Annotated in this window: 20 protein-coding genes and 1 pseudogene; 12 read left to right on the top strand and 9 right to left on the bottom strand. The window is 68.3% G+C overall.

Features of this window, described 5'->3' with window-relative positions; translation table 11 throughout:
* Positions 1-113: 113 nt before the first annotated feature.
* The 6 genes from RJ03_RS25620 (at position 114) to RJ03_RS25595 (ending at position 5,754) form a co-directional block, all read left to right on the top strand.
* Positions 114-998 (top strand): DUF5666 domain-containing protein, encoded by an 885-nt coding sequence (locus RJ03_RS25620; protein ID WP_036506530.1) that lies wholly within the window; start codon positions 114-116, stop codon positions 996-998.
* A gap of 223 nt (positions 999-1,221) precedes the next feature.
* Positions 1,222-2,418 (top strand): TtfA family protein, encoded by a 1,197-nt coding sequence (locus RJ03_RS25615; RefSeq protein WP_083871326.1) that lies wholly within the window; start codon positions 1,222-1,224, stop codon positions 2,416-2,418.
* A gap of 69 nt (positions 2,419-2,487) precedes the next feature.
* Entirely contained in the window at positions 2,488-3,309 is an 822-nt protein-coding gene (locus RJ03_RS25610) for an SDR family NAD(P)-dependent oxidoreductase (RefSeq protein ID WP_051025243.1), read from the top strand.
* 6 nt (positions 3,310-3,315) lie between these two features.
* Positions 3,316-3,861 carry an orotate phosphoribosyltransferase gene (pyrE, locus tag RJ03_RS25605; RefSeq protein ID WP_036506528.1) on the top strand — a complete coding sequence of 182 codons (546 nt, stop codon included), beginning with the start codon at positions 3,316-3,318 and terminating at the stop codon, positions 3,859-3,861.
* A 69-nt stretch (positions 3,862-3,930) separates the two neighbouring features.
* Complete coding sequence (locus tag RJ03_RS25600) at positions 3,931-4,989, top strand: beta-ketoacyl-ACP synthase III (protein WP_036506525.1); 1,059 nt, start codon at positions 3,931-3,933, stop codon at positions 4,987-4,989.
* A 60-nt stretch (positions 4,990-5,049) separates the two neighbouring features.
* Complete coding sequence (locus RJ03_RS25595; RefSeq protein WP_036506523.1) at positions 5,050-5,754, top strand: lysoplasmalogenase family protein; 705 nt, start codon at positions 5,050-5,052, stop codon at positions 5,752-5,754.
* Positions 5,755-5,790: 36 nt separating this feature from the next.
* Here the strand turns inward: RJ03_RS25595 and RJ03_RS25590 are convergent, their stop codons facing one another.
* The 4 genes from RJ03_RS25590 to RJ03_RS25575 all read right to left on the bottom strand — a co-directional run bounded on the left by RJ03_RS25590 (position 5,791) and on the right by RJ03_RS25575 (position 9,152).
* Positions 5,791-6,237 carry a DUF3592 domain-containing protein gene (locus tag RJ03_RS25590; protein WP_036506520.1) on the bottom strand — a complete coding sequence of 149 codons (447 nt, stop codon included), beginning with the start codon at positions 6,235-6,237 and terminating at the stop codon, positions 5,791-5,793.
* Between the two features lie 171 nt (positions 6,238-6,408).
* Positions 6,409-6,975 carry a Uma2 family endonuclease gene (locus tag RJ03_RS25585; RefSeq protein ID WP_036506517.1) on the bottom strand — a complete coding sequence of 189 codons (567 nt, stop codon included), beginning with the start codon at positions 6,973-6,975 and terminating at the stop codon, positions 6,409-6,411.
* A 93-nt stretch (positions 6,976-7,068) separates the two neighbouring features.
* Entirely contained in the window at positions 7,069-7,752 is a 684-nt protein-coding gene (locus tag RJ03_RS25580; RefSeq protein WP_174372348.1) for a LuxR C-terminal-related transcriptional regulator, read from the bottom strand.
* Positions 7,749-9,152: a sensor histidine kinase gene (locus tag RJ03_RS25575; protein WP_245552383.1), complete on the bottom strand. Its 1,404-nt coding sequence runs from the start codon at positions 9,150-9,152 to the stop codon at positions 7,749-7,751. Before RJ03_RS25575 ends, RJ03_RS25580 begins: the two co-directional genes overlap by 4 nt.
* 107 nt (positions 9,153-9,259) lie before the next feature.
* On the opposite strand from RJ03_RS25575, the gene RJ03_RS25570 reads away from it, so the two are divergent.
* Positions 9,260-9,964, top strand: a complete 705-nt coding sequence (locus RJ03_RS25570; RefSeq protein WP_051025241.1) for a TrmH family RNA methyltransferase — start codon at positions 9,260-9,262, stop codon at positions 9,962-9,964.
* On the opposite strand, the gene RJ03_RS25565 is transcribed toward RJ03_RS25570, so the two are convergent.
* On the bottom strand, positions 9,965-12,193 hold the full coding sequence (locus RJ03_RS25565) for an ATP-binding cassette domain-containing protein (protein ID WP_036506514.1): 2,229 nt from the start codon (positions 12,191-12,193) through the stop codon (positions 9,965-9,967). It abuts the gene before it with no gap.
* A 60-nt stretch (positions 12,194-12,253) separates the two neighbouring features.
* On the opposite strand from RJ03_RS25565, the gene RJ03_RS25560 reads away from it, so the two are divergent.
* Together RJ03_RS25560 and RJ03_RS25555 are read left to right on the top strand one after the other, a co-directional pair.
* On the top strand, positions 12,254-13,279 hold the full coding sequence (locus tag RJ03_RS25560; RefSeq protein WP_036506512.1) for a helix-turn-helix transcriptional regulator: 1,026 nt from the start codon (positions 12,254-12,256) through the stop codon (positions 13,277-13,279).
* Between the two features lie 100 nt (positions 13,280-13,379).
* Entirely contained in the window at positions 13,380-14,576 is a 1,197-nt protein-coding gene (locus tag RJ03_RS25555) for a glycoside hydrolase family 76 protein (protein WP_083871325.1), read from the top strand.
* A 214-nt stretch (positions 14,577-14,790) separates the two neighbouring features.
* On the opposite strand, the pseudogene RJ03_RS25550 reads toward RJ03_RS25555, so the two are convergent.
* Positions 14,791-15,462, bottom strand: a pseudogene (locus RJ03_RS25550) (DedA family protein); the annotation flags it as partial.
* On the bottom strand, positions 15,459-16,112 hold the full coding sequence (locus RJ03_RS25545) for a DedA family protein (RefSeq protein WP_051025246.1): 654 nt from the start codon (positions 16,110-16,112) through the stop codon (positions 15,459-15,461). The gene RJ03_RS25545 and the pseudogene RJ03_RS25550, both read right to left, overlap by 4 nt.
* Before the next feature lie 309 nt (positions 16,113-16,421).
* Between RJ03_RS25545 and fbaA the strand changes: the two genes are divergently transcribed.
* From fbaA to RJ03_RS25530, 3 genes are all read left to right on the top strand, one after another.
* On the top strand, positions 16,422-17,459 hold the full coding sequence (fbaA, locus tag RJ03_RS25540; RefSeq protein WP_036506510.1) for a class II fructose-bisphosphate aldolase: 1,038 nt from the start codon (positions 16,422-16,424) through the stop codon (positions 17,457-17,459).
* 167 nt (positions 17,460-17,626) lie between these two features.
* A complete protein-coding gene (locus RJ03_RS25535) occupies positions 17,627-18,784 on the top strand; it encodes a BTAD domain-containing putative transcriptional regulator (RefSeq protein WP_036506507.1) in 1,158 nt (385 codons plus the stop codon).
* 132 nt (positions 18,785-18,916) lie between these two features.
* Entirely contained in the window at positions 18,917-20,404 is a 1,488-nt protein-coding gene (locus RJ03_RS25530) for a glycoside hydrolase family 183 protein (protein WP_036506505.1), read from the top strand.
* 16 nt (positions 20,405-20,420) lie between these two features.
* On the opposite strand, the gene RJ03_RS25525 is transcribed toward RJ03_RS25530, so the two are convergent.
* Positions 20,421-21,464 (bottom strand): fused (3R)-hydroxyacyl-ACP dehydratase subunits HadA/HadB, encoded by a 1,044-nt coding sequence (locus RJ03_RS25525; protein ID WP_036506502.1) that lies wholly within the window; start codon positions 21,462-21,464, stop codon positions 20,421-20,423.
* A gap of 205 nt (positions 21,465-21,669) precedes the next feature.
* Positions 21,670-22,302, bottom strand: coding sequence for an Rv0361 family membrane protein (locus RJ03_RS38865; protein ID WP_157163493.1), 633 nt, complete (start codon positions 22,300-22,302; stop codon positions 21,670-21,672).
* Positions 22,303-22,718: the final 416 nt, after the last annotated feature.

Raw genomic sequence — 22,718 nt, 5'->3', positions numbered from 1 at the left:
GTGAGTGGATCGCACACCGCGCTCTCGGCGTATCCCCCCGATTCCACCCGCCCCCATCCACCGGTTGGCGCACTTCGCTGAAGCAACGCCGATCTGCACCTACCCTGGTTTGCATGACGAATCCGAGCGACCCGTGGGCGCAGCGTCCGGATTCACCCGATACGCCGACCGAGAAGCTCGGCGCATCGGGCCGGCATCCGGACGACGGCGCGTCACACACGACGGAATACTCGGAAGCGTACGGTCAGAGCCCCGAGCCGTACGAGAGCACTCGCCCCTACGGTCATCCCGGGCCCTACGAACGCACCGCGCCCTACGAATTCCCGTCCCACCCGGAATATCAGGGCCAGTACTTCGAACAATCACCCGGCCCGAACGCGACCCGCGAACTTCCGCCCTACGACGGCCAATGGGGCGCGTACGAATCCGGGTACAGCGAACCCGGTGAATACCCCCCTTACGGTTCCGGCGGTCCCGGCACCACCGCCCCGCAGGGAGCGGTCGGGCCGACCGGGCTGCCCGTCGAACCGCCGCGCCGCAGCCGCACCGGCCTGTGGATCGCGCTGACCGCGGCCGTCTTCGTCCTGGTGGTCCTGGGCGGGATCGCCGCCGGACTGCTCCTCGCCGGCAACGACTCCTCGTCCTCCGATGCGGCCGCCACCGGCCGGCCCGCGCCGACGCGCGTCCCCGTGGTGCCGCCCAACCCGTCCGGCGGCGCGAAACCCAGCCTCCCGCAGCTCCCGGGCCTCGGCGATATCGACGGTCTCGGCGCGACCATGGGCACCGTGAACAGCAACGACGGGACGACCATCATGCTGCAGTCGCTGCTGGGCAACTCGGTCACCGTGCACACCGATGCGGATACCCAGGTCATCTCGATGGGCACCGGGAAGGTGTCCGATCTGAAACAGGGCGACATGGTGGTCGTGCAGGGGGACAAGAACCCCGACGGGTCCATCAAGGCGAAGATCATCATCAGCACCCAACTGCCGCGTTGATTTGCCTCCGCTTCGCTCCGGCGGGGTCTCGGCCCCCTATGCCTCGATTTCACTCCTCTGCTCAGTCGCTGCGCTCCCTCGCTCCGTCGCTCCGAAATCGAGGCGGTCCGACACCCAACCAAGGCGAACGGCTCGTAGAAGTACGCCACTGTTCGACGCGGCGCCGATAACACAGCTTGTGCGGGGCGAGCAATCGAGTGTGTACCCACTAGACTCTGGGGCGATGACAGCAGCAATCTGGTTCGGCCTCGCGGCGATCGCACTGGTGGGTGCGATCGTATTGCTGTATTTCGATCGCGTGCAGCGGCAGCGGACCGGACACGTACGGCAGGTCTGGGCCAAATCCCAGGGATACACCTACGTTTCGGTCGAACCTTCGCTGGCATCGACATGGCGGCGGGGCGCGATGGCCAAACTGGGGTATCTGTCCGCGATCGATGTGGTTTCCGGTAATCGCAAGGGCGAGAAGTTCGTTCTGTTCGATCTGGAGGATGCCGCGACGCTGGTCGCCGTGCGCCGCCAGATCGGCTCGGACATCGATATCGACCTGCGTCTCAAAACCGCCTCCCCGCCCAAGGACGCCGACCTCGAACTGCTCGGCGCGATCGGCGACCGCGTGGTCTTCGCGACCAATCCGGACGTCGCTCGCCACGCCGTCGACCAGCGGATGGTCCACTTCATCGAAACGCTGCCGTCGACCGTGCAGCAGTTGTGGAGTGAGGGCAACTGGACGCTGGGCATGCTGCCGGTCGGCACCGTGGCCAAGGATTGGGAAGCCGCGATCGACTCCGTGCTGCGGCTCTCGGGTCTGCTGCATGTGCTGCCGCCGGTGGCCGGTGGCGACCGCGGCCGCCTGGAATCCGATCAGCACGATCCCGGTCGTCCGCGTCCGAACGCCGCCGACGAACCGGGCGAAGCCGATCGGGGTTACGGCGACGGCTACCGCGACGAGGCGATCGTCCCGGCCCGCGGCGACGACTTCGACGACTACGACGATCGCCGCGGTGACCGGTTCGAGCGCTTCGACGACGACGTGGACGGCATCGACCGCGCGGACACCCGGCGTGGCGGCACCGACGCACCGGCCGCTCCCCGGCCCGGCGACACGCGCGACTCCGGCGAGCGTCCGGCATCCGATGCGGTGGACCGCGAGGGCGGCGTGATCGCCCCACCGGTCGGCGATCCCGCGGGCGAGGCCGAGCAGCAGCCGCCGCGCCGCCCGGCGCTCGCGGTCGTGCCGGATCCCCGCAACCGGGTCCGGCGCAACTGGCCGCCCGCCGAGGAATTCCTCGAGGGCGAGGAAACCGATTCGGCCGCAGAGGATTTCGACGAACCGCACGCCGAGGACGAGCTGCCGCAGCGTCCGGGCGGACCGTTCCATCCGGGGTTCCGTCCCTATCAGGGCCCCGCACCGCGGTGACCGGTCCGGTTCGCGAACCGGTGTCCGGGCGCCGGGATTATCCGCCCGACACTAGGTGGTTGACGACCCATGACCGATAGCCCCGCAGACTCGGGGGCCGCCCGCCTCCCCGGCGCCACCCGGCCGGTCGCCCTGGTGACCGGACCGACCTCCGGTATCGGCCAGGGCTACGCCACCCGGCTGGCCTCCCTCGGCTACGACCTGGTGCTGGTGGCGCGCGACGAGCAACGCCTGACCGCCCTCGCCGCGGAATTGCAGCACCGCTTCGATACCCGCAGCGAGATCCTGGCCGCGGATCTGGCCCGGTCGCAGGACCGCGAGACCGTGGCCGACCGGCTCGGTGCGGGCGTGGACTTCCTGGTCAACAATGCCGGCTTCGGTATCTCGGGTGAGTTCTGGACCGTGGAACCGCGGGAATTGCAGGCCCAACTGGATGTCAATGTCACCGCGGTGCTGCAATTGACGCGTGCCGCACTGCCGCCGATGATCGCCGCCGCCAAGGGTTCGGTGGTCAACGTCGCCAGTGTGGCCGGGCTGGTACCGGGCCGCGGCTCGACCTATTCGGCCTCCAAGGCCTACGTCATATCCTTGACCGAGGGTCTGGCCGGCGGACTGGCCGGGACCGGGGTCCGGGTGCAGGCGCTGTGCCCGGGATTCGTGCACACGGAATTTCACGAGCGCGCCGGAATCGAGATGTCGTCGCTACCGAAACCCCTGTGGCTCGACGTCGAGCAGGTGGTGTCCGGTTCGCTGCAGGATCTGGAGAAGGACCGGGTGATCAGCGTGCCCGGGGTGCAGTACAAGGCGCTCACCACCGTCGCCGGGCTGATCCCGCGGAATCTGGTCACCCGGCTCAACCGAGGCATGTTCAACGCACGGGGAAGGACATAAACCCACATGATCGAATCCACCACCGACCGCGACAGATTGGCCGAGCTGGTCCGGGAGCTCGCCGTCGTGTACGGCCGGGTGACCCTGTCCTCCGGTAAGGAGGCCGACTACTACGTCGATCTGCGCCGGGCGACCCTGCATCATCAGGCGGCGCCGCTGATCGGCACCCTGCTGCGAGAGTTGGTGTCGGACTGGGAATTCGACGCCGTCGGCGGTCTCACCATGGGCGCGGATCCGGTGGCGCTGGCGATGCTGCACGCCCCCGGCCGCCCGCTGAACGCGTTCGTGGTGCGCAAGGCCGCCAAGACGCACGGCATGCAGCGGCAGATCGAGGGGCCGGAGATCTCCGGTAAGCGGGTGCTGGTCGTCGAGGACACCACGACCACCGGCAATTCGCCGCTGACCGCGGTCCGGGCGCTGCGCGAGGCCGGTGCGACCGTGGTCGGCGTCGCCACCGTGGTCGATCGCGAGACCGGCGCCGACCAGGTGATTGCCGCGGAGGGACTGGAGTACCGCTCCATTCTGGGCCTGAAGGATCTGGCTCTGGGGTGACATTCGGGCCTGGGTTAGCCTGGACGCTGGTCTTATGTCGGACAGTGTGAAGGGTCGAGTGAGTCTCCTGTGGTGAGCATTGCAGTGAACGAGGGTCGCAAGAACGTTGCGATGCTCGGCATCGGGGCATACCGGCCGAAACGTATCGTCAGCAACGCCGACGTCTGCGAGGTTCTCGATTCCACCCCGGAGTGGATCTTCGAGCGGACCGGCATTCGCAATCGTCGCTGGATCAGCGGTGACGAGACTCTGCGCTCCATGTCGGCGGCCGCCGGTGAGCGGGCGATCACCAACAGCGGTATCGACCGCACCAAGATCAGTGCGCTGATCCTCGCCACCTCCAGCTGGCTCAAGCTCACCCCGCACGGCGCACCTTCGGTGGCCTTCGATCTGGGGATGAACGGCATCCCGGCCTTCGACCTCACCTCCGGTTGCGGCGGCTTCGGCTACGCCCTCGGTGTGGCGGCCGACCTGATCCGGGCCGGTTCCGCCGAATACGTGCTGGTCATCGGCGCGGAAACGATGACGGTCGGCCTCGACCCGACCGACCGCGGCACCGCCATGATCTTCGGCGACGGTGCCGGCGCCGTCGTGGTCGGCCCCAGCGACGTGAACGGCATCTCCCCGACGGTGTGGGGCAGCGACGGGGAGAGTGCCGAGGCGATCTCCCAGGACGTCAACTTCTTCGACTACATGGACCGGGCCGAGCGACTGCAGGGCACCGACCCCGAGGTGGAACCGGTAGGCCGGATGGCGCTGCGGATGGAGGGGCCGCGGGTGTTCCGTTGGGCCGCGGTCACCCTGCCGCGCGCCCTGTCGACCGCGCTGGAGGTGTCGGGCGTGGCCAAGGAGGATATCGAGGTCTTCGTGCCGCATCAGGCCAATGCCCGCATCAACGAGCTGATGAAGAAGAACCTCGGCCTCGCCGACGACATCCCGATGGCCAACGACATCGAGAACACCGGCAACACCTCCGCCGCGTCGATCCCCCTTGCCATGGAGGAGATGCTGGTGACCGGTAAGGCCAAGGGTGGGCAGCTGGCCCTGCTCCTGGGCTTCGGCGCCGGGCTCAGCTACGCCGGGCAGGTGGTCACCCTCCCGCCCAAGCCGATCGAACCCAGCTTCTGAGCAGGCCGGTCGCGACCCGGTCTCCAGTCGTCGCGGACGAGTGAGAAGGATGGATTCCGAATGGCGCGACCGTTCCGTGCGGCCTACGTCGGTGCCGCTGTGATCACCGTGCTCGGTGCGGCTACCGGGCGGGATCGGTGGCAGTGGGCGACGAAACCGCTGCTCATGCCCCTGCTGGCGGCCGATGCGGTGCACTCGGGGCGCGCCGCGAGCGGGACGAGCGCCGGTGCGGACTCCGACCGGGCGCTGCTGCTCGGGTCTCTGGCGGCGGCCACCGTCGGCGACATACTCCTGATCGATCCCGACGACGACCGCCGTCTGGTCGCCGGCGCATCCGCCTTCGCGGTCATGCAGTGCGGATATTCGGCGCTCTGGTGGCGACGCGGTGCGCGGCCGCATCCGACGGTCGCGGTGCCGCGGGTGTTCGCCTGGCTCGGCGCGGCCACTCTGTTGCGGGCGCGTGCGCCTCGTATTGCCGCGCCGCTGACCGCCTACGGTGCGACGCTGGGCACGGCGGCGACCCTCGCCTCCGACCCGGCACTGGCTCCCGGTTCGAAAGTCGTTGCCGGAACCGTGGTTCCGGGAAGTGATCCGCGCAGCCGCCTCGCTCTGGGCGCCTTGTTGTTCACGCTCTCCGACGGCCTGATCGTGCTGCGCCGCCTGTTCGCGCGCACGTCCCGCTCCCGCCGAGCGAGCGAAGCGGTCATCCTCGCGACCTATGCCGGCGCCCAGTATCTGCTGACCGCGCCGGCCGACTTCGACTGAGCCACACCGCCATTGCACGCCACGCGGGCGGTCGGCTCACAGGCAGAGCATGATCCGATCGCGGTCGGCCGGATCCACCCGAATCGAAATCGTCTCGCCCACATGCATTCTCGGCCGGTCGATCGGCGCGACATCGAAAACGACCGTGCCCCGATAGGTCTCCGACCCCGGAACCGTCAGCTCCAGATCGAGTTCGGTCAGTTCCGTGTGGTGATCGGTGTACTGCAGCGGATGCACCCGCTCGATGGTCGCCCACCCCTCCAGTCCGTGCCGCAACAACCGCCGATCCGATCGCGTCGGCCGCTGCGCCAGCAGCATTCCGATTCCCACACACGATCCGAACGCGCCCACCAACGCCATGATCTGATACGGCTCGGTCCCCGGCGGCGTGTGCTGATGCACCCACCCCAGCCACAGCCCGAGCACAATCACATACCCGACCGTCACCCCGAGCACGGTCCGAAGAATGCGTACGTGGTCCATAACCGCCTCCACCACCCCGCGGATACCTCAAGAATAAGCCCCACCCCTCCCACCCGGCCCGGATAGCACATAACGGACAGACACGTTTCGGCCAACCGGCCGAGACGGTGGTCACCCGCCGATCGCCCGACTTCGCCGGCCGCAGCCGGGCCCTTCACCGCCGGGGACCGGCTATTCGGACCGTGATCCGGTCAGCGCGGTCAGATCGATTGTGACGGGAGTGCCGGACAAATCGATCCGAACTGTCGATTGATTGTCGGCAATCAATTCGTAGTAGTCGCCGACCAATCGATATCCGGTCAGTGTTGTCGGGGCGTCGAGGTCGACGAGCCAATAGTGTTCGATCCCGGCCTCGGCGTATTCGGCGAACTTGGCGACCCGGTCGGTGCGCCGCGACCCGGGGGAGAGAATCTCTACCGCCAGCAAGACCTCGTCCGCATTCCAACGCGGGTTGGTCTCGATTCCAGCGTCGGGGACGACGATGAGATCGGGAACTCGGACAGTCGGGGGAGCTACCGGGTCGATGACAACCTCGGTCCCGGTCAGGACACCGAGCGTCGGCGGCAGTTGTGGCTCCAGTTGTGCCGCAAGGCGCCACATCGCTCGTTGGTGCTTCGACACCGGCCTCGGTGACACGATGAGTACCCCCTCCACGAGCTCGTAGCTACGGCTGTTGTCCTCCGGTAGCGCCTCCCAGTCCGCCATCGTCAGTAGACGATCGGGCCAATGCGTAACCACGTGCTCACCTCCTCTCGTATGCCCTGGTCCACTCAGTGTTCCACAGGTGACCGACAACCCCAGGCAGTCCAGCGGCGAGCCGCTGTCGCCGCGCTATCCCCGCAGACGCAGCACGGCCATCACCCGGCGGTGGTGGGTGTCCGACGGGGGCAGATCCAACTTCAGGAAGATGTTGCCGATGTGTTTTTCCACCGCGCGTTCGGTCACGGTGAGGGTGGTGGCGATGGAGGCGTTGGTGAGGCCCTGGGCCATCAGTTCCAGGACTTCGCGTTCACGAGGCGTGAGGCGGGCGAGCGAATCCTGTTGCCGGGCAGCGCCGAACAGCTGGCTCACCACCTCGGGGTCGAGGGCGGTGCCGCCGGTGGCGACGCGCTGCAGGGCGTCGACGAATTCGCGGACGTCGGCCACCCGGTCCTTGAGGAGGTAGCCGACACCGCCCGCACCGCCGGCGAGAAGTTCGGTGGCGTAACGGGTTTCGACCCATTGCGAGAAGACGAGGACACCGGTGCCGGGGAATTTGCGGCGCAGTTCGATGGCGGCGAGCAGACCTTCGTCGGTGAACGAGGGCGGCATCCGCACGTCGACCACGGCGACGTCGGGGCGGGTCTCGGCCACGATCTCGCTCAGCCGCATCGCATCGCCGACCATGGCCACGATCTCGTGCCCGCGATCGGTGAGCAACCCGGCCAGACCGTCCCGCAGGATCGCGCTGTCCTCGGCGATCACGATGCGCAGCGCCTCGGCGTTGCGTCCACTCGCGGCCTCGGCCGTACTCATTGCGGCCCCGCGATCGGCAGGGTGACGGTGATGTTCGTGGGTCCACCGACCGGGCTGTCGACGCTCAGATTGCCGTCGACGGCCCGCGCCCGCGCGGCGAGGCCGGCCAGCCCGCCGCCGACCAGCCGCTCGGTCGGCGCATCGGCATCGGCCTCGGATTCCCGGGCGACCGGACCGGGCTGCCGTACCCCACCGTGTCCGTTGTCGCGCACACTCACCATCATCGTGGCCGCACCCGACGGCGCGACGGACACCCACGCCGCGCTCGCCCCCGAATGTTTCACCACATTGGTGAGCAGTTCCGCGACCGAGAAGTACGCGATCGCCTCGATTGCCGGACTGGGTCGCTGCGGCAGGTGGACACGCAGTTCGACCGGTATCGCGCACCGCGCGGTCAGCGTCTCCAGCGCCGGTTCCAGCCCCAGTTCGAGTGCCGGGGGATGGATGCCGCGGACCAGTTCCCGCAGCTCGGCGATGGCATCCTTCGAGCTCGCGCGGGCATCGGCGATGAGCGCGGCCGGATCGGCGCCGGCGGCGAGCCGTTCCTCGGCGCGACCCAGCGTCATCGCGATGCTCACCAGCCGCGCCTGGGTGCCGTCGTGCAGATCGCGTTCCAGCCGGCGCAGCGTCGCCGCGGAATCCTCGACCGCGACGCGCCGGCTCTCCTGCAGTTCGACCATCCGCCGATCGCGGGCGGTCGGTGTCAGCAGCGTCAGCATCAGTCCGCGATGCGCCCAGCACACCGCGCGCACCAGCCACGGCAGCAGGAAGCAGCCGATGATCCCCAGCGCCGCCAGACCGAGCACCCGCGGCCAGGTGTCGACGTAGTAGTCGCCGAATTGCGCGAGCGAATGATGTTCGCGCCCTTGCGGATCCACATTGACCGGGTGAAAGACGGCCCACGGGATGGGGGAGATCGCGGTGAAGATCGTCACCGCGATCACGGTCAGCACCACATATCCGACGAACACACCGAGAATCGCCTCGGCGACCAGGAAGACCAGCGCCCGCCACGCGGTGCGATCGGTGAAGACACTGCGGAACCAGCCCACCAGTCCGGGCCGGGCGGTGAAGTCCGGCGGCGCCGGCAGATCGACGGTCAGCAGCGCCGCACCCACGGCGCGGTAGATCCGTCCCCAGATCCGGCCACCCAGCAGCACCCCGGCCAGCAGCGGAGCGCCGATGATCAGGATCGAACTGTAGAGCCCCACGCCGTAGCCGGCGAACAGATAGGCCAGCACCACGCAGCCCAGGATCGCGGCGACGACCAGGTAGGCCAGCTCTTTCCAGGTCCGTGCCTCGAACGGGGCGCGCAGGATCGCCCGCAGCACCGACCCGGCGGTCGGGCGCGAGTCCGGACGGTCGAGGACGAGCGTCGGTTCGGCGAGTGTCTCGGTCATAGCTTCCATGCTGGTCGGCAACGATCCGCGGGACGAGGGAGCAGACCGGCGGATCGACGGTGTGGACAGCACCACCATCGGATCCGACGGTACCGGGCGCGGCTACGATGACCGGCGTGAATCACCCGCTCCAGCCGCTGCCCGATCCACCGGACGGCGATGTGCCGGGCCCGACCGAGTGGGGTGAACATCCGCACGGCGTCGGCCCGTGGCGCGACGAATTCGGCACCGAGCCGCCCGGCGATCCGCGCCTCGATCCGGAACTGCTCGCGCACGGCGACCGCCGCAACGTCGTCGACGCCTACCGGTACTGGTCGCGGGAGGCGATCGTCGCCGATATCGATACCCGTCGTCACCCGTTCCACATCGCGATCGAGAATTTCGGGCACGACGCCAATATCGGCACGGTGGTACGCACCGCGAACGCCTTCGCCGCCGCGGCGGTCCACATCGTCGGGCGGCGCCGCTGGAATCGCCGCGGTGCGATGGTGACCGACCGGTACCAGCACATCGTGCATCACAGCGATATCGCCGAACTGCTGGAGTTCGCCGAGCGCGAGCATCTCACCGTGGTGGCCGTCGACAACGTGCCGGGATCGGTGCCGCTGGAAACGGCTGCGCTGCCGCGTGATTGCCTGCTCCTGTTCGGTCAGGAAGGACCGGGCGTCACCGAGACCGCCAAACGGGCCGCGGTCATGACGGTGTCGATCGCGCAGTTCGGCTCGACTCGCAGTATCAACGCGGGTGTCGCCGCCGGAATCGCCATGCACGCGTGGATAACCCAGCACGCCGACCTCGAACGCTCTTGGTGATCATCGCGATTCACGCAGTGCCGCGGCCGTCGCGGATTCGCGGCAGCGCAGCAGATCGTCCGGGGTTCCCTGGAAGACGATCCGGCCGCCGTGCCGGCCGGGCCCCGGTCCGAGGTCGATCACCCGATCGGCCGCGCGGACGACGTCGAGGTTGTGTTCGATGACGACCACGGTGTTGCCCCGGTCGATCAGATGGTCGAACAGCTGGATCAGCGTATCGATATCGCGCAGATGCAGGCCGGTCGTCGGCTCGTCGAGGACGTAGAGGGTGTGCCGGTCACCGCGCGCGAGTTCCTTGGCGATCTTCAGCCGCTGACATTCTCCGCCGGACAGCGTGGTCAGCGACTGCCCGAGCCGCAGATAACCGAGTCCGACCTCGTCGAGATGCCGCAGCCCGCGCGCGACCGCGGGCAGTCGCCGGATGGCCTCCGCGACGGTCAGATCGTCGATATCGGCGATGGTCAGGCCGTCGACGGTGTAACCGAGCACCCGATCGGTGAACCGGCGACCGCCGCACGCCGAGCACACTGTTTCCTGACCGTCCATGAACGCCAGATCGGTGTAGATCACGCCGGCGCCCTCGCACACCGGGCAGCCGCCCTCGGAGTTCGCGCTGAACAGCGCGGCGCTCACTCCGTTGCGCTTCGCGAACAGGGTGCGCACCGCGCCGGCGATGCCGGCGTAGGTGAGCGGCGTGGACCTCCGATTGGTGCCCACCGGACGCTGGTCGACCACGGTCGCCGGATGCCGCTGTACCAGTTCCGCGGCCAGACTCGACTTACCCGAACCCGCGACGCCGGTGAGGACGGTCAGCACACCGGTCGCGATGTCGACCGAGAGGTCGCGCAGATTGTTGCGAGTCGCGTTGTCGATGCGCAGCTTTCCGGTCGGCACCCGCGGCGTGCGGCCGGTGCGCCGGACCCGCAACGCCTGCCCGGTGGGCGTGTCCGCGGTCGCCAACCGCTCGAAGTCGCCGGTGAACACGATTCGTCCGCCCTCTGCTCCGGCTCCCGGACCGACCTCGACGATGTGGTCGGCCACTCGCATCACATCCGGATCGTGTTCCACCACCAGGACGCTGTTGCCCTTGTCCCGCAACGATTTCAGCAGTTCGGTCATCGGCCGCACGTCGTGCGGATGCAATCCGACCGTGGGTTCGTCGAAGACGTAGAGCATTTCGGTGAGGCTGCTGCCGAGATGGCGAACGGTCTTGATGCGCTGCGATTCTCCGCCGGACAGCGTCGTCGTCGGACGCGACAGCGACAGATAGCCGAGCCCGATGTGCGCGAGGGCCCGGAGCCGTTCGTGCAGCGCGGACACCACCGACACCATCTCGGGGGCGCGCACCCCGGTGATCAGGTCGGCGAGTTCACCGATCTCCATCCGGCTCATCTCGACGATGGTGCGGTCGAGTACCCGCGCCGAGCGGGCCGCCGGATTCAACCGTTGCCCGTCGCATTCCGGGCACGGGCCGGAGCGGGTGAACCGTTGCAGCACAGCCTGTTTGCGTTCGGACAGGTTGTCGGAGGTGTGCAGATACACCCGCTCGAACAGTTCGATCACCCCTTCGTAGTCCTTCGGCGCGCGTGGCCGCAGGGCAGCGGCGGCCGGCCCGCCGTGCAGCAGTGCTTCGCGTTCGGCGGGGGTCCAGTCGCGCAGCGGCGTCGTCGGATCGAAGGCCCCGAGTTCGGCGTAGCGGCGGTACCAGTACTGGCCGGCGGCGAAGCCGGGCAATCGGATCGCGCCCTGTTCCAGCGAGAGATCCGGGTCGAGCACCTGCTCCAAATCGGGAACGAGGGTTTCGCCGAGACCGGAGCAGGCGGGGCACATTCCGGCCGGATCGTTGAACGAGAAGTGATTGGATTCCCCGACGTACGGCTGCCCGATACGCGAAAACAACAGGCGCAGATAGGTGTACGCGTCGGTGATGGTGCCGACCGTCGAACGGGCGTTGCCGCCGAGCCGCTTCTGATCGATCACCACCACCGGCGAGAGCCCGGCGATCAGGTCCACCTCGGGGCGCGTCCAGCGCGGCAGCCGATTGCGCACGAACGGCGGATAGGTCTCGTTCACCTGATACCCCGCCTCGGCCGCGATGGTGTCGAAAACCAGCGACGATTTGCCCGAGCCGGACACCCCGGCGAACACCACCAGTCGGCCCCTCGGCACATCGATATCCACACTTTTGAGGTTGTTGGTGCGCGCTGCGCGAATGCGGATCGAAGTCATATCTCGACGCTAAGGACAGATGTGGACAACTTGTGACCGCAATTCGCGGAGGATGGAGTCATGAGCGCCACTCGCCGCCTGCTCGATCTGCTCGCCTATCTGCAGACCGGCCGCCGCTACACCGGCGCCGAACTGGCCGCCCGCCTGGAGACCAGTCCGCGTACGGTCCGCCGCGATGTCGAGCGGCTGCGCGAATACGGCTATCCGGTCACCGCCCAGCCCGGCCCGGGCGGCTTCTACCAGCTCACCGCCGGCCGCATCCTCCCGCCGCTGGTCTTCGACGACGACGAGGCGATCGCCACGGTCGTCGCCCTCGGCATGCTCGCGGCGACGTCGGAACCACAGCCTCAGCCGGAACCGAAGCGCCAGCCGGAACCACAGCGCCAGCCGGAACCACAGCGCCCCTCGGATATCGGCGCGGCCGCCCTGCGCGCCTTCGGCAAGATCGACCAGTTGCTGCCGAAGCGGTTGCGAGGCCGGGCGAACGCGGTGCGGGCGACCGTGGAGACGGCCGCGGTGGCGGCGCCCGCTGTCGATGCGGCGGTGCTGGCACTCGTGGCCAAGGCCGCGGCCGACCACGAACAGCTCGTCTTCGACTACCGCACCCGCACCGGCGCCGTTGCCCGCCGCCGGGTCGAACCGTATCGGCAGGTGTATCAGCATCTGCGCTGGTATCTGCTGGCCTGGGACCGCGACCGCGGGGATTGGCGCACCTTCCGCCTGGATCGCATGGCCGATATCGCCGCCACCGGAACGACTTTCGAGCCGCGACGACTACCGGCCGAGACAGCCGCTGGCTATCTGCGGCGCGAGCTCACCGCCGGCCGGCATCGCGCGGTCGTCACCGTCGCCGCTCCCGCCGCGGCGGTCGCCGACATCCTGAAATTCCAGGACTGCGATATCGAGTCGCACGGACCGCAGCGCTGCCGGATCACCACGTGGGTGGATTCGTTCGAATGGCTGGTCCTCAATCTCGCCTTCCTCGACGCCGATTTCGTGCTCGAGGAGCCGCCCGCGTTCCGCGACCGATCCCGCGCTCTCGCAGCACGTTTGGATCGCGCGGCCGATGCCGCGGAACCGGGCTGACGCGCCGTGGCTGGCGGGCCGGCTCGGCACGTCGCGGACACGAGTCGATCGGGTAACAAATCGGGCGCGAAATCGGGGCTCGGACTGGCACGATGTACCCATGAACTCGCGGAGCGACGACGTGCAACCGCGTCCGCATCTGCGGCGGGGGCGCGCACGAGTCGATTCCGCTGCCGAGCCGGGCGCCGAGATCTGGGCACAGCGAGCCGATGCGGCCGAATCGGCGATCGTGTCCCGGCATCTGCGGCGGTTGTGGCTGCTGCCGGGGGCCGAGCTGGGCGTGGTCGGCTGGCCCGCCACCCGGGGGGAGCGGCTGTTTCTCAGCTGGAACTACTGGTGGCAGGCCCATCTGATCGACTGTGCGGTCGATGCCGCCAACCGAGAGCCCACCCCGGCCCGCACCGCGCGCATCGCCGCCGTCGCGCATGGGCTCCGGCTGCGCAACATCACCGGCTGGACCAACAACTATTACGACGATATGGCGTGGCTCGCAATTGCTTTGGAGCGGGCCGAACGCACAAGGGGTCTCACCGAGGTGCGCGGCGGGCTGATCGCGCTGGAGCAGCAGCTCATGGCGGGGTGGCAGCCGGAGATCGGTGCGGTGCCGTGGCGTAAGGGCGCCGACTACTTCAACGCGCCCGCCAACGGCCCGGCCGCCATCGCCCTCGCGCGTCTGGGGCATCACGAGCGCGCCGCGCAGATCGCCGATTGGATCGATGCCACGCTGCGCGATCCGGAAACGGGATTGATCCTCGACGGGATCCACCTGCCCTCGGGCCGGATCGAACGGCCGACGTTCAGCTACTGCCAGGGCGTGGTCCTCGGATTGGAAACCGAACTGGCCGTCCGGACCGGAGACGCTCGTCACCTGGAGCGGGTCCAGCTACTGCTCCGCGCGGTCGAGGACCACATGACCGAACGGAATGTCGTCACCGGCGGGGGCGGGGGCGACGGCGGTCTGTTCAACGGAATTCTCGCCCGGTATCTCGCGCTGGTGGCGATCATGCTGCCCGGGGACGAGATGCCGCAACGATCGGTCCGTCGCTCGGCGGCCGCGATCGTGAAGGCGTCGGCCCGCGCGGCCTGGGACCGCCGGCTCGAGGTCGAGGGCGACCCGCTGTTCGGCCACGACTGGAACGAACCGGCACGGCTGCCGGGCGGCATCGCCGGCGCCGGACGGTCGACCTCGGGAGGTTCGGTCATCTCGTCGCGGACACCGGAACGAGATCTGTCGGTACAGCTGTCGGGCTGGATGTTGATGGAGGCCGCTCAGGTGGTGACGGCCGCCGGACTCTGACGTCGCCCTCGGCCGGGCCCGGTCAGTGCCGGGGATCGGTCCACACGATGCGCGCGGGCCCCGCGGCGGCCGTGCGCTCGGGGCGGACGGTGCGCAGCGGCACGGTGTCCGGATAGTCGGCGGCCCGGATCTCGAGCGGCAGCGTGTCCAGGGCATCCGAATCGAAAGCGTCGAAGCTCTGGGCGTCGAAGGGCTGACCGTCGTGAGCCTCGAGGTCCACATCGAAGTCCTCGGCCGGCCGCGACATCTCCGCCCGGTACTGCCGCAGCCCGATCACGGTGCCGATGATCAGCACCACGATCAACGAGCCGCTCACGGTCGGCATCAGCCAGGACACCTTGTTCAGGTAGCCGCCGGTGTAGTAGCCGAGCAGCAGCAGAATCGGCGCCCAGATCACCGCACCGATCGAACTGGCCACGGTGTAGCGGCGATGGTCCATTCCGGCCGCCCCGGCGACCAGCGGGCACAGCGTGCGCACCCACGGAATCCAGCGCGCGATGAGCACGGCCGCGAACCCGTGCCGATGCAGCAGATCCGATACCCGGGCCAGATTCTCGGCGTTGACGTACTTGCCGTTCTTGCGGGCTATCAGGCGATGGCCGGTGCGGGTGCCGATCACATACCCCACCTGGTTACCGGCGATGGCCGCCAGCATGGTCGCCACCACCAATGCCCATACCTGCGTATGCCCCGTCTCGTGGGAGGCGAAGATGATGCCGGCGGTCAGCAGCATCGAATCGCCGGGCAGGAACAGGCCGATGATCACCGCGCACTCGAGGAAGACGAAGACCAGGACGACGGTCCAGACGAGTGCCGGCCCGGCGGACTGCAGCGGATCGAATCCGCCCAGTGCAAGGGGTAACGGCGTAGCAGGCAATGGTGTCAGTGCGTGGGTTCGTTCGTCGGTACGGACATCGTGGGCTCCTCGATCTCGAGCACCGGCTCGTGGTTACGCAGCTTCTTCGCCACGGAGATGATGGCGGGCAGGATCGAGACGAACACGATCAGCAGGAAGATGGCCTCGACGTGATCGCGAATGAACCCGACGTTCCCCAGGAAGTACCCGAGGACCGTGATGCCGCCGGCCCACAGAATGCCACCGATGATGTCGAAGGTGAGGAATTTGCGGTAATCCATTTTCGACACGCCCGCGAGCACCGGCATGAAGGTACGCACGATCGGCACGAACCGGGCCAGGATGATGGTCTTCGGGCCGTACTTCTCGAAGAACGCGTGTGTCTCGGTGATGTAGCGCTGTTTGAAGAAGCGCCCGTCCTCCTTGTGGAACAGCGCGGGCCCGATGGCACGGCCGATCCAATAGGCGCACTGGTCGCCGGCGATCGCGGTCACCGCCACGGCCGGGACGAGCACCCAGATCGATACCGGCGGATGTTCGACCGCCGCGAGCAGACCGCCGGTGAACAGCAGCGAATCGCCCGGCAGGATCGGGAACAGCAGCCCTGTCTCGATGAAGACGATGACCAGAATGGCCGGCAGCACCGCATTCGACATCCAGGTATCGGTCAGCAGATACATGGGGTCGAGCAACTTGTGGACGGAGAATCCGTCGGCGAGGGTATTCGTGATGGCCAGCGTGGTCACGGGCCCCACAGTACCGGTCACCGTGCGATCTCACCGAACCTCACGGGAACCTCTCAGGCGTTGGCGAATTTCGGTCAACCGAGTTTCGGACCGCTCCCGGCGGTCGACGCGGGTGCGCGCCCGGCCCGGCAAGCCCGCCGCAAGCGCGCCCGACCGCATCCCGCCTTTCGCGACAACGGGCCATGAACCTAGGGTATGGGCTGACAGAATTGTTGTTCGCAGCACACATACGGAGGTCACTCAGTGCCCATCGCGACTCCGGAGGTCTACGCCGAGATGCTCGGTCGGGCCAAAGAGAACTCCTTCGCCTTCCCCGCGATCAACTGCACCTCCTCGGAGACCATCAACGCGGCCATCCGCGGGTTCGCCGAGGCCGGCAGTGACGGCATCATCCAGTTCTCCACCGGCGGGGCCGAATTCGGTTCCGGCCAGGGTGTGAAGGACATGGTCACCGGTGCGGTCGCGCTGGCGGAGTTCGCTCATGTGGTGGCAGCCAAGTACGACGTGACGATCGCGCTGCACACCGACCACTGCCCCAAGGACAAGCTGGACGGTTTCGTGCGTCCGCTGCTGGCCATCTCGCAGGAGCGCGTGAAGGCCGGGCAGAACCCGCTGTTCCAGTCCCACATGTGGGACGGCTCGGCCATCCCGATCGACGAGAACCTCGAGATCGCCAAGGAACTGCTGAAGCAGTCGGCCGCGGCGAACATCATTCTCGAGGTCGAGATCGGCGTCGTCGGCGGCGAAGAGGACGGTGTCGAAGCCGAGATCAACGAGAAGCTCTACACCTCGTCGGAGGACTTCGCCAAGACCATCGACGCCCTGGGCGCCGGTGAGAACGGCAAGTATCTGCTCGCCGCCACCTTCGGCAATGTGCACGGCGTCTACAAGCCGGGCAACGTGGTGCTCAAGCCCGAGGTGCTGGCCGAGGGGCAGCGCGTGGCCGCGGCCAAGCTCGGTCTGGGCGACGGCGCCAAGCCGTTCGACTTCGTCTTCCACGGCGGCTCGGGCTCGCTGAAGTCGGAGATCGACGACTCGCTGAAGTACGGCGTGGTGAAGATGAACGTCGACACCGACACCCAGTACGCCTTCACCCGTCCGATCGCGGCGCACATGTTCAGCAACTACGACGGTGTGCTGAAGATCGACGGTGAGGTCGGTAACAAGAAGGCCTACGACCCGCGCAGCTACCTGAAGAAGGCCGAGACCTCGATGGCCGAGCGGGTCATCGAAGCCTGCAACGACCTGCGTTCGGCCGGTAAGTCGGTCAGCGCGAAGTAGTAGTTCCGGAAGCGGAACGAGGGTGCGTCGCCCGGCGGGCGGCGCACCCTCGGCATTCGCGGCCGCCGTGGTGACGGGTTGTCCCATTCGGAGCGGCACGGGATGATCATCTCCGTGAGCAGATGGGCACTGTGCCGGATATCCGGTCGACGCGAGGAACGAGACCGGTGAGCGATCCGACCGGCCCCCAACCTGTTTCGCCCACCGGTCTCGACGTCCGCGTACTCGGTCCCGTACAACTCTCGGTCGGTGGCACCGCCGTCGCGGTGGGCGGACCCAAACCGCGGGCGCTGCTGGCCGCTCTGGCGGTCAACCGGCGGCGTGCGGTCTCGTCGCAGGCGTTGGCCGATATCGTCTGGAACGAGGAACCGCCGGACTCCTATCAGGCGAGCCTGCAGGTGTTCGTCTCCAATATTCGTAAGGCGCTGCGTAATTCGGGAGTCGACTCGGCCGCGGTGCTGCGCACCGAATCCTCCGGCTATCGACTCGAGATCACCGACGACGAGTGCGATCTGGGCCGATTCGAGGCCACCCACAAGGCCGCGATCGAGGCCGCCGCGGCGGGCGACCACGAGGGCGCGTCGCGGTTGTACGGTGCGGCACTGGAACAGTGGAGCGGCAAGGCCCTCGACGATCTGTCCGGCACCCGCTTCGCCGACACCTTCGCCACCGCGATGGACGAGGAACGCCTGCTGGTCGCATCCGCCCGCGTAGATGCCGAAATCGCTTGTGGCCGAGCCTCGTCGGTGGTCGGCGAATTGGTGGCGATGACGAACGAGCATCCGATGCGGGAACCGCTGTGGGTCCAGCTCATCACCGCGCTGTACCTGTCCGGCCGCCAGGCCGACGCGCTGGAGGCCTGCCGCCGGGTGCGCGCGATACTCGCCGACGAACTCGGCATCGATCCGGGGCCGGCGCTGGCCGAACTGGAGAAGCGCGTCCTGCGCCAGGAACCGCTCAACACGATGGCCATCGCCCAGGTCGAGCGGATGGCCAAGGCGATGACCGAAACCGTCACCGAAACCCCGCGCAGCGCACGCGCCGGACGGCTGCGGCTGGCGGACGGCCGGGTGGTGCCGATCGCCAAGGGCGGCTTGAAGATCGGCCGCATGACCGACAACGATCTGATCCTCGACGATCCGAAGGTCAGCCGTTATCACGCGCACGTGCTGCCCAGCCGGGCCGGGATGCTGATCAAGGATCTGGCCTCGGCCAACGGCATCTACGTCGACGATGTGGTCGTCGACAGCGGCACCATGCTGTTCGGCGGGGAACTCATCCGGATCGGTTCGACGGTGCTGAGTTTCGAGGCCGAGACCGAATAGGCCGCGCCGGACACACCCGCGGGTGCGCGATAACCGCCGTGGCGCGGCATCGCCCGGGTAGGGTCGGCGCGGGTGCTGTCCGCGGAGCGAGGTCGCGGGTAGGGGAAATCATCGGTCGGCGAGGGGTTGCGGATGCGTGTGCGCGTACCGGCTTCGGTCGCAGTGGTGTTGCTGGGCGCCGGACTGCTGGTCGGGCTACCCGGGGCTGCCGTCGCCGAGCCCGGGACCGGTTCGGCGGCAACGGTTCCCGGCGCCGGGCCGTGTGCCACCGATCCCGTCCCCGTGCACGAGCCGGTGGTGCCGAAGAAGCTCGAGGTGCCGGTCCCGTATCCGGTGGTGACCGTCGATCAAGCACCGCCGCCCGCGATTCCGAAGCGCACGAGCGTGGATCTGCCGGCCGATCCGTGCGTCAGCCCGTGCCCGGACCTCACCGACGGTCCGCCGCCCCCGCCCGGCCTGCTGAACCGGCTCGGCGTGCCGGAAGTGCTATTGAAGCCGAAGCCGTTCTATTTCGCGCTGCCGCCCGGGCCCTCACCCGAACCCGAACCGCCCGCGCCGCCGCGAGCCGCGCCGCCGACCGAACCGGGGCCGGTGGTGGCCGCGCGGCCGGCGCCGAAGGTGAGCCGAGTCCGCGAGGTAGCCAAGGAGACCGGCGCGAATTCGGTGAACCGCACCGACAAGCGCTGGCAGGTCGCCGGCACCGACCTGGGCATCATGTGGGAGAGCGGGCCGGGGGAGATCGCGACGGCCTTCGGCGACACCGTCGGTCACGACTTCCATCCGCCGGGCGGGATGGGTGAGGACTGGCGCAGCAATCTGCTCGCGTTCAGCACGAATCGCGACCTGGACAAGGGCATGATCATCGACCGCATGGTCGCCGACGACCGCTGTCACGCCGCCGAGGTGCTCGCCAGTCGCAAGCAGGACAATATCGAGATCACCACCATTCCGACCTCGGGTTTCGCGCTACCGCATCGGGATTCGGCCGACGGCAGCCGGCAGTTCATGAGCTACATGTCGATTCGGACCTGGAACAGCCTGCCCGGCACCTTCTACACCAACTACGGCGGCATCGCGTACTCCGACGACCACGGGCAGACCTGGACCAAGGATCCGCACGCGCACTGGGACAACATCTTCGGGCTCGCGAATTTCCAGGTGTCGGCGATGGTGCCGCAGGGCGACTACGTCTACCTGTTCGGCACACCGAATACGCGGCTCGGCGCGGTCGGCCTCGCCCGGGTGCCCAAGGACGAGGTGCTCGACACCTCGGCCTATCAGTACTGGCGCGACGGAAACTGGACCCCGGTCGGTGGCGCCGCGTCCGCCACACCGATCGTCGACGGGCCGGTCGGTGAGCTGTCGGTGCGCTACGACAGCGCTCGTGGTGTCTGGCAGATGAGCTATCTCGACACCGCGAAGGCCGCGGTCGTGGTGCGGGAATCGAATGCACCGCAGGGGGTGTGGTCACCGAGTTCGGCGCTGGTGCCCGTCTCGGCCGAATATCCCGAACTCTACGGCGGATTCATCCATCCGTGGTCGACGTCGTCGGATCTCTACTTCACCATCAGCACGTGGAGCGACTACAACGTCTACCTGATGCACGCCCGGCTGGACTGACGCGCGCGATCGCGGTTCAGGACAACTGGACCTCGGCCAGCGCGCGGCCGAACAGCTTCTTGCCCGCGGAGGTGGCGCTCAGCAGAATCGTCGCGACCCGCCGCTCCGGATCCAGAGACTTGATCCTGGCGGAGAATTCGATCGCGGCCGGCGAAAAACGTTCCACCGGAACGTATCCGGAGAAGCGCACGCTGTAGCTTTGGATCGCCCCCGGATCCCCGAGCCACGAGGTCAGATAGTGCGCGCCCAGACCCATGGTGAGCATGCCGTGCGCGACCACGGTGGGCAGGCCGGCCAGTTCGGCGGCGCGATCGCTGAAGTGGATCGGGTTGGGGTCACCCGCCACACCGGCGTAGTTGACCAGATCGCCGCGGGTGAGGCGCATCGTCGCCGCGGGTAACCGGTCGCCGACCGCGAGATCGTCGAAATTCGGCTGGGTGTCGACGGTCACGGCCCTGCGCGAGTCGGCGCGCGCGGGTTCGGGGGTGGCCTCCTCGGCGCCGATCGGGATCAGCACCTCGGGGGTGGTCGCGCCGACCTCCCGGCGATGCATGACCACACCGTCGACCAGCCGAACGATATCGGCGTCGACCTCGGCGCCCAGGCGCGCCACGATGGTGGTGATACCCACCTGGACGACGGTGTCCTCGGCATCGAGAACGGTGGCCTTCACGGTGATGAAATCGTTTCCGCGCAAATGGCGGATCGATTCGATCTCGGCCTCGCTGCGCAGGACGTCGCCGGCCAGGATCGGGCGGTGGATGTGGAACACCTGATCGGTCTGCAGGATCTGCGACAGGTCGTATTCGCTGAGCACGCTGTCGAGCAGGGCCTGCGTGGTCGCCATGCCGAGCACCGAGGCGAAGGTCGGCGGCGCCATGACGGCATCCCAGCCGAGCTTGGCGGCGTCGGCCTCGAAGTGGTGGGCGGGGTGATGATTCTGCACGGCTCGCGCGAATTCGCGGACCTTCTCCCTGCCCACCTCGTAGCGGTCCCGAATCCGGTAGTGCCGACCGGCCAGTGCCGTGGATGCCGGCGCGTCGGGTGCCAGCTCCGGCATGTCCCTTGCTCCCTGCTCGATTCTTACTGCGTAAACGACAGCACCGGTCGACCACCCCGGAACGGATCAGTGGAGGGTCGGCGGCGTGACAATCCGAGCCATGCTATCGGCGTACCGGACCGCTGACCAGGTGTCTGTGATGTGCATCGCCGGCAACCGGCGCGATGTGACACCGAGGTGACGCACATCATCGACTCCGGCGCGGCTACTGCGCGGCGCCGGCGGGATCGCACACCTTCCAGCCACCGTCGGTCTGCTGCAGATCGAAGGTACGGACGGTCGAGCGGCTCGGATCGGCATCGGTGTAGACGTCGACCTGAGCGACGGCCTTGTCCCCGGTGATCTGGACGCCGTCCACGCCCGCGACCTTCGGGATCTTCTTCTGATCCACCGCCAGCTTGTGCACGCCGGCGTACTGATCGGGTGCGATGTTCTGGTAGAAGTCGTGCAGTTTGCCGCACGTCGCGGACTGCAGCTGGCTCAGGTTCCCGGACGCCAATGCGTTCGTGTAGCTGTTGACCGCGCCCTTGACCTTTGCCTCCGGTGAATTGTCGGAACCGCCGGTGGCCAGGGCGACCACCGCCACGATCGCGACGATCACCACCACGACCGCACCGCCGGCGAGCAACAACCAGCGCTTACTGCGCGCGGCCTGCCCCGGCGCCGCATCCGGTTCCGCCGCCGGCACCCGCTGCGGTTGTGCCATCGGGCGCGGGGTGACCGACTGGGGTCCGCCCGGCTGGTTCGGCGTACCCGCCTGTCCCGGTCCGCCGGGCTGGTTGGGCCCACCCGGTGCGCCCGGCCCGTTCGGCTGTGCGGACAGTGTCGGCGCAGTCATCTTGGTGTCGGCAGGTGACGGCGCGCCGCCGGGGCGCGGGGCTTGACCACCTTGCGCCGCAGGGCCTTTCAGGCCCTGCGCGCCGAGCGCTGCGGCTGCTCCGGACATCCCCGGCCCACCCGGACGCTGTCCGGGTGCCCCTGGACCGTGCCCACCTTGACCCTGAGGCCCCGGCGAACCCTGCCCCTGCGGTCCGTGCCCGCCCGGGCCTTGGGCGTTCGGGCCCGGTGCCCCCGGACCCTGCGGACCCGCCCCCTGCGGGTTCGGTCCGCCGGGACGCTGAGGGCCCTGTCCACGGCCCTGCGTACCGGGGCCACCGGCAGGACCCTGCTGAGCCGGGCCGTTCGGACCGGCTCCGACTCGCTGTCCCGGCCCGCCCGAGCCCTGTCCCGGCCCGCCGGCCGGGCCCTGCTTTC

This window comes from Nocardia aobensis NBRC 100429 (assembly GCF_000308375.1).
GTDB lineage: Bacteria > Actinomycetota > Actinomycetes > Mycobacteriales > Mycobacteriaceae > Nocardia > Nocardia aobensis.
Note: the sequence above shows the minus strand (reverse complement) of the source record. Positions and strands in the feature narration are given on the sequence as shown.

Bases quoted from the DNA above. Each gene is read 5' to 3' on its own strand.
- RJ03_RS25590 (WP_036506520.1), bottom strand. From the start codon at position 6,237: ATGGACCACGTACGCATTCTTCGGACCGTGCTCGGGGTGACGGTCGGG.
- RJ03_RS25610 (WP_051025243.1), top strand. From the start codon at position 2,488: ATGACCGATAGCCCCGCAGACTCGGGGGCCGCCCGCCTCCCCGGCGCC.
- RJ03_RS25570 (WP_051025241.1), top strand. From the start codon at position 9,260: ATGACCGGCGTGAATCACCCGCTCCAGCCGCTGCCCGATCCACCGGAC.
- RJ03_RS25560 (WP_036506512.1), top strand. From the start codon at position 12,254: ATGAGCGCCACTCGCCGCCTGCTCGATCTGCTCGCCTATCTGCAGACC.
- RJ03_RS25565 (WP_036506514.1), bottom strand. From the start codon at position 12,193: ATGACTTCGATCCGCATTCGCGCAGCGCGCACCAACAACCTCAAAAGT.
- RJ03_RS25555 (WP_083871325.1), top strand. From the start codon at position 13,380: ATGAACTCGCGGAGCGACGACGTGCAACCGCGTCCGCATCTGCGGCGG.
- RJ03_RS38865 (WP_157163493.1), bottom strand. From the start codon at position 22,302: ATGACTGCGCCGACACTGTCCGCACAGCCGAACGGGCCGGGCGCACCG.
- RJ03_RS25575 (WP_245552383.1), bottom strand. From the start codon at position 9,152: ATGACCGAGACACTCGCCGAACCGACGCTCGTCCTCGACCGTCCGGAC.
- RJ03_RS25525 (WP_036506502.1), bottom strand. From the start codon at position 21,464: ATGCCGGAGCTGGCACCCGACGCGCCGGCATCCACGGCACTGGCCGGT.
- RJ03_RS25580 (WP_174372348.1), bottom strand. From the start codon at position 7,752: ATGAGTACGGCCGAGGCCGCGAGTGGACGCAACGCCGAGGCGCTGCGC.
- pyrE (WP_036506528.1), top strand. From the start codon at position 3,316: ATGATCGAATCCACCACCGACCGCGACAGATTGGCCGAGCTGGTCCGG.
- RJ03_RS25615 (WP_083871326.1), top strand. From the start codon at position 1,222: ATGACAGCAGCAATCTGGTTCGGCCTCGCGGCGATCGCACTGGTGGGT.
- RJ03_RS25530 (WP_036506505.1), top strand. From the start codon at position 18,917: ATGCGTGTGCGCGTACCGGCTTCGGTCGCAGTGGTGTTGCTGGGCGCC.
- RJ03_RS25620 (WP_036506530.1), top strand. From the start codon at position 114: ATGACGAATCCGAGCGACCCGTGGGCGCAGCGTCCGGATTCACCCGAT.
- RJ03_RS25545 (WP_051025246.1), bottom strand. From the start codon at position 16,112: ATGTATCTGCTGACCGATACCTGGATGTCGAATGCGGTGCTGCCGGCC.
- RJ03_RS25595 (WP_036506523.1), top strand. From the start codon at position 5,050: ATGGCGCGACCGTTCCGTGCGGCCTACGTCGGTGCCGCTGTGATCACC.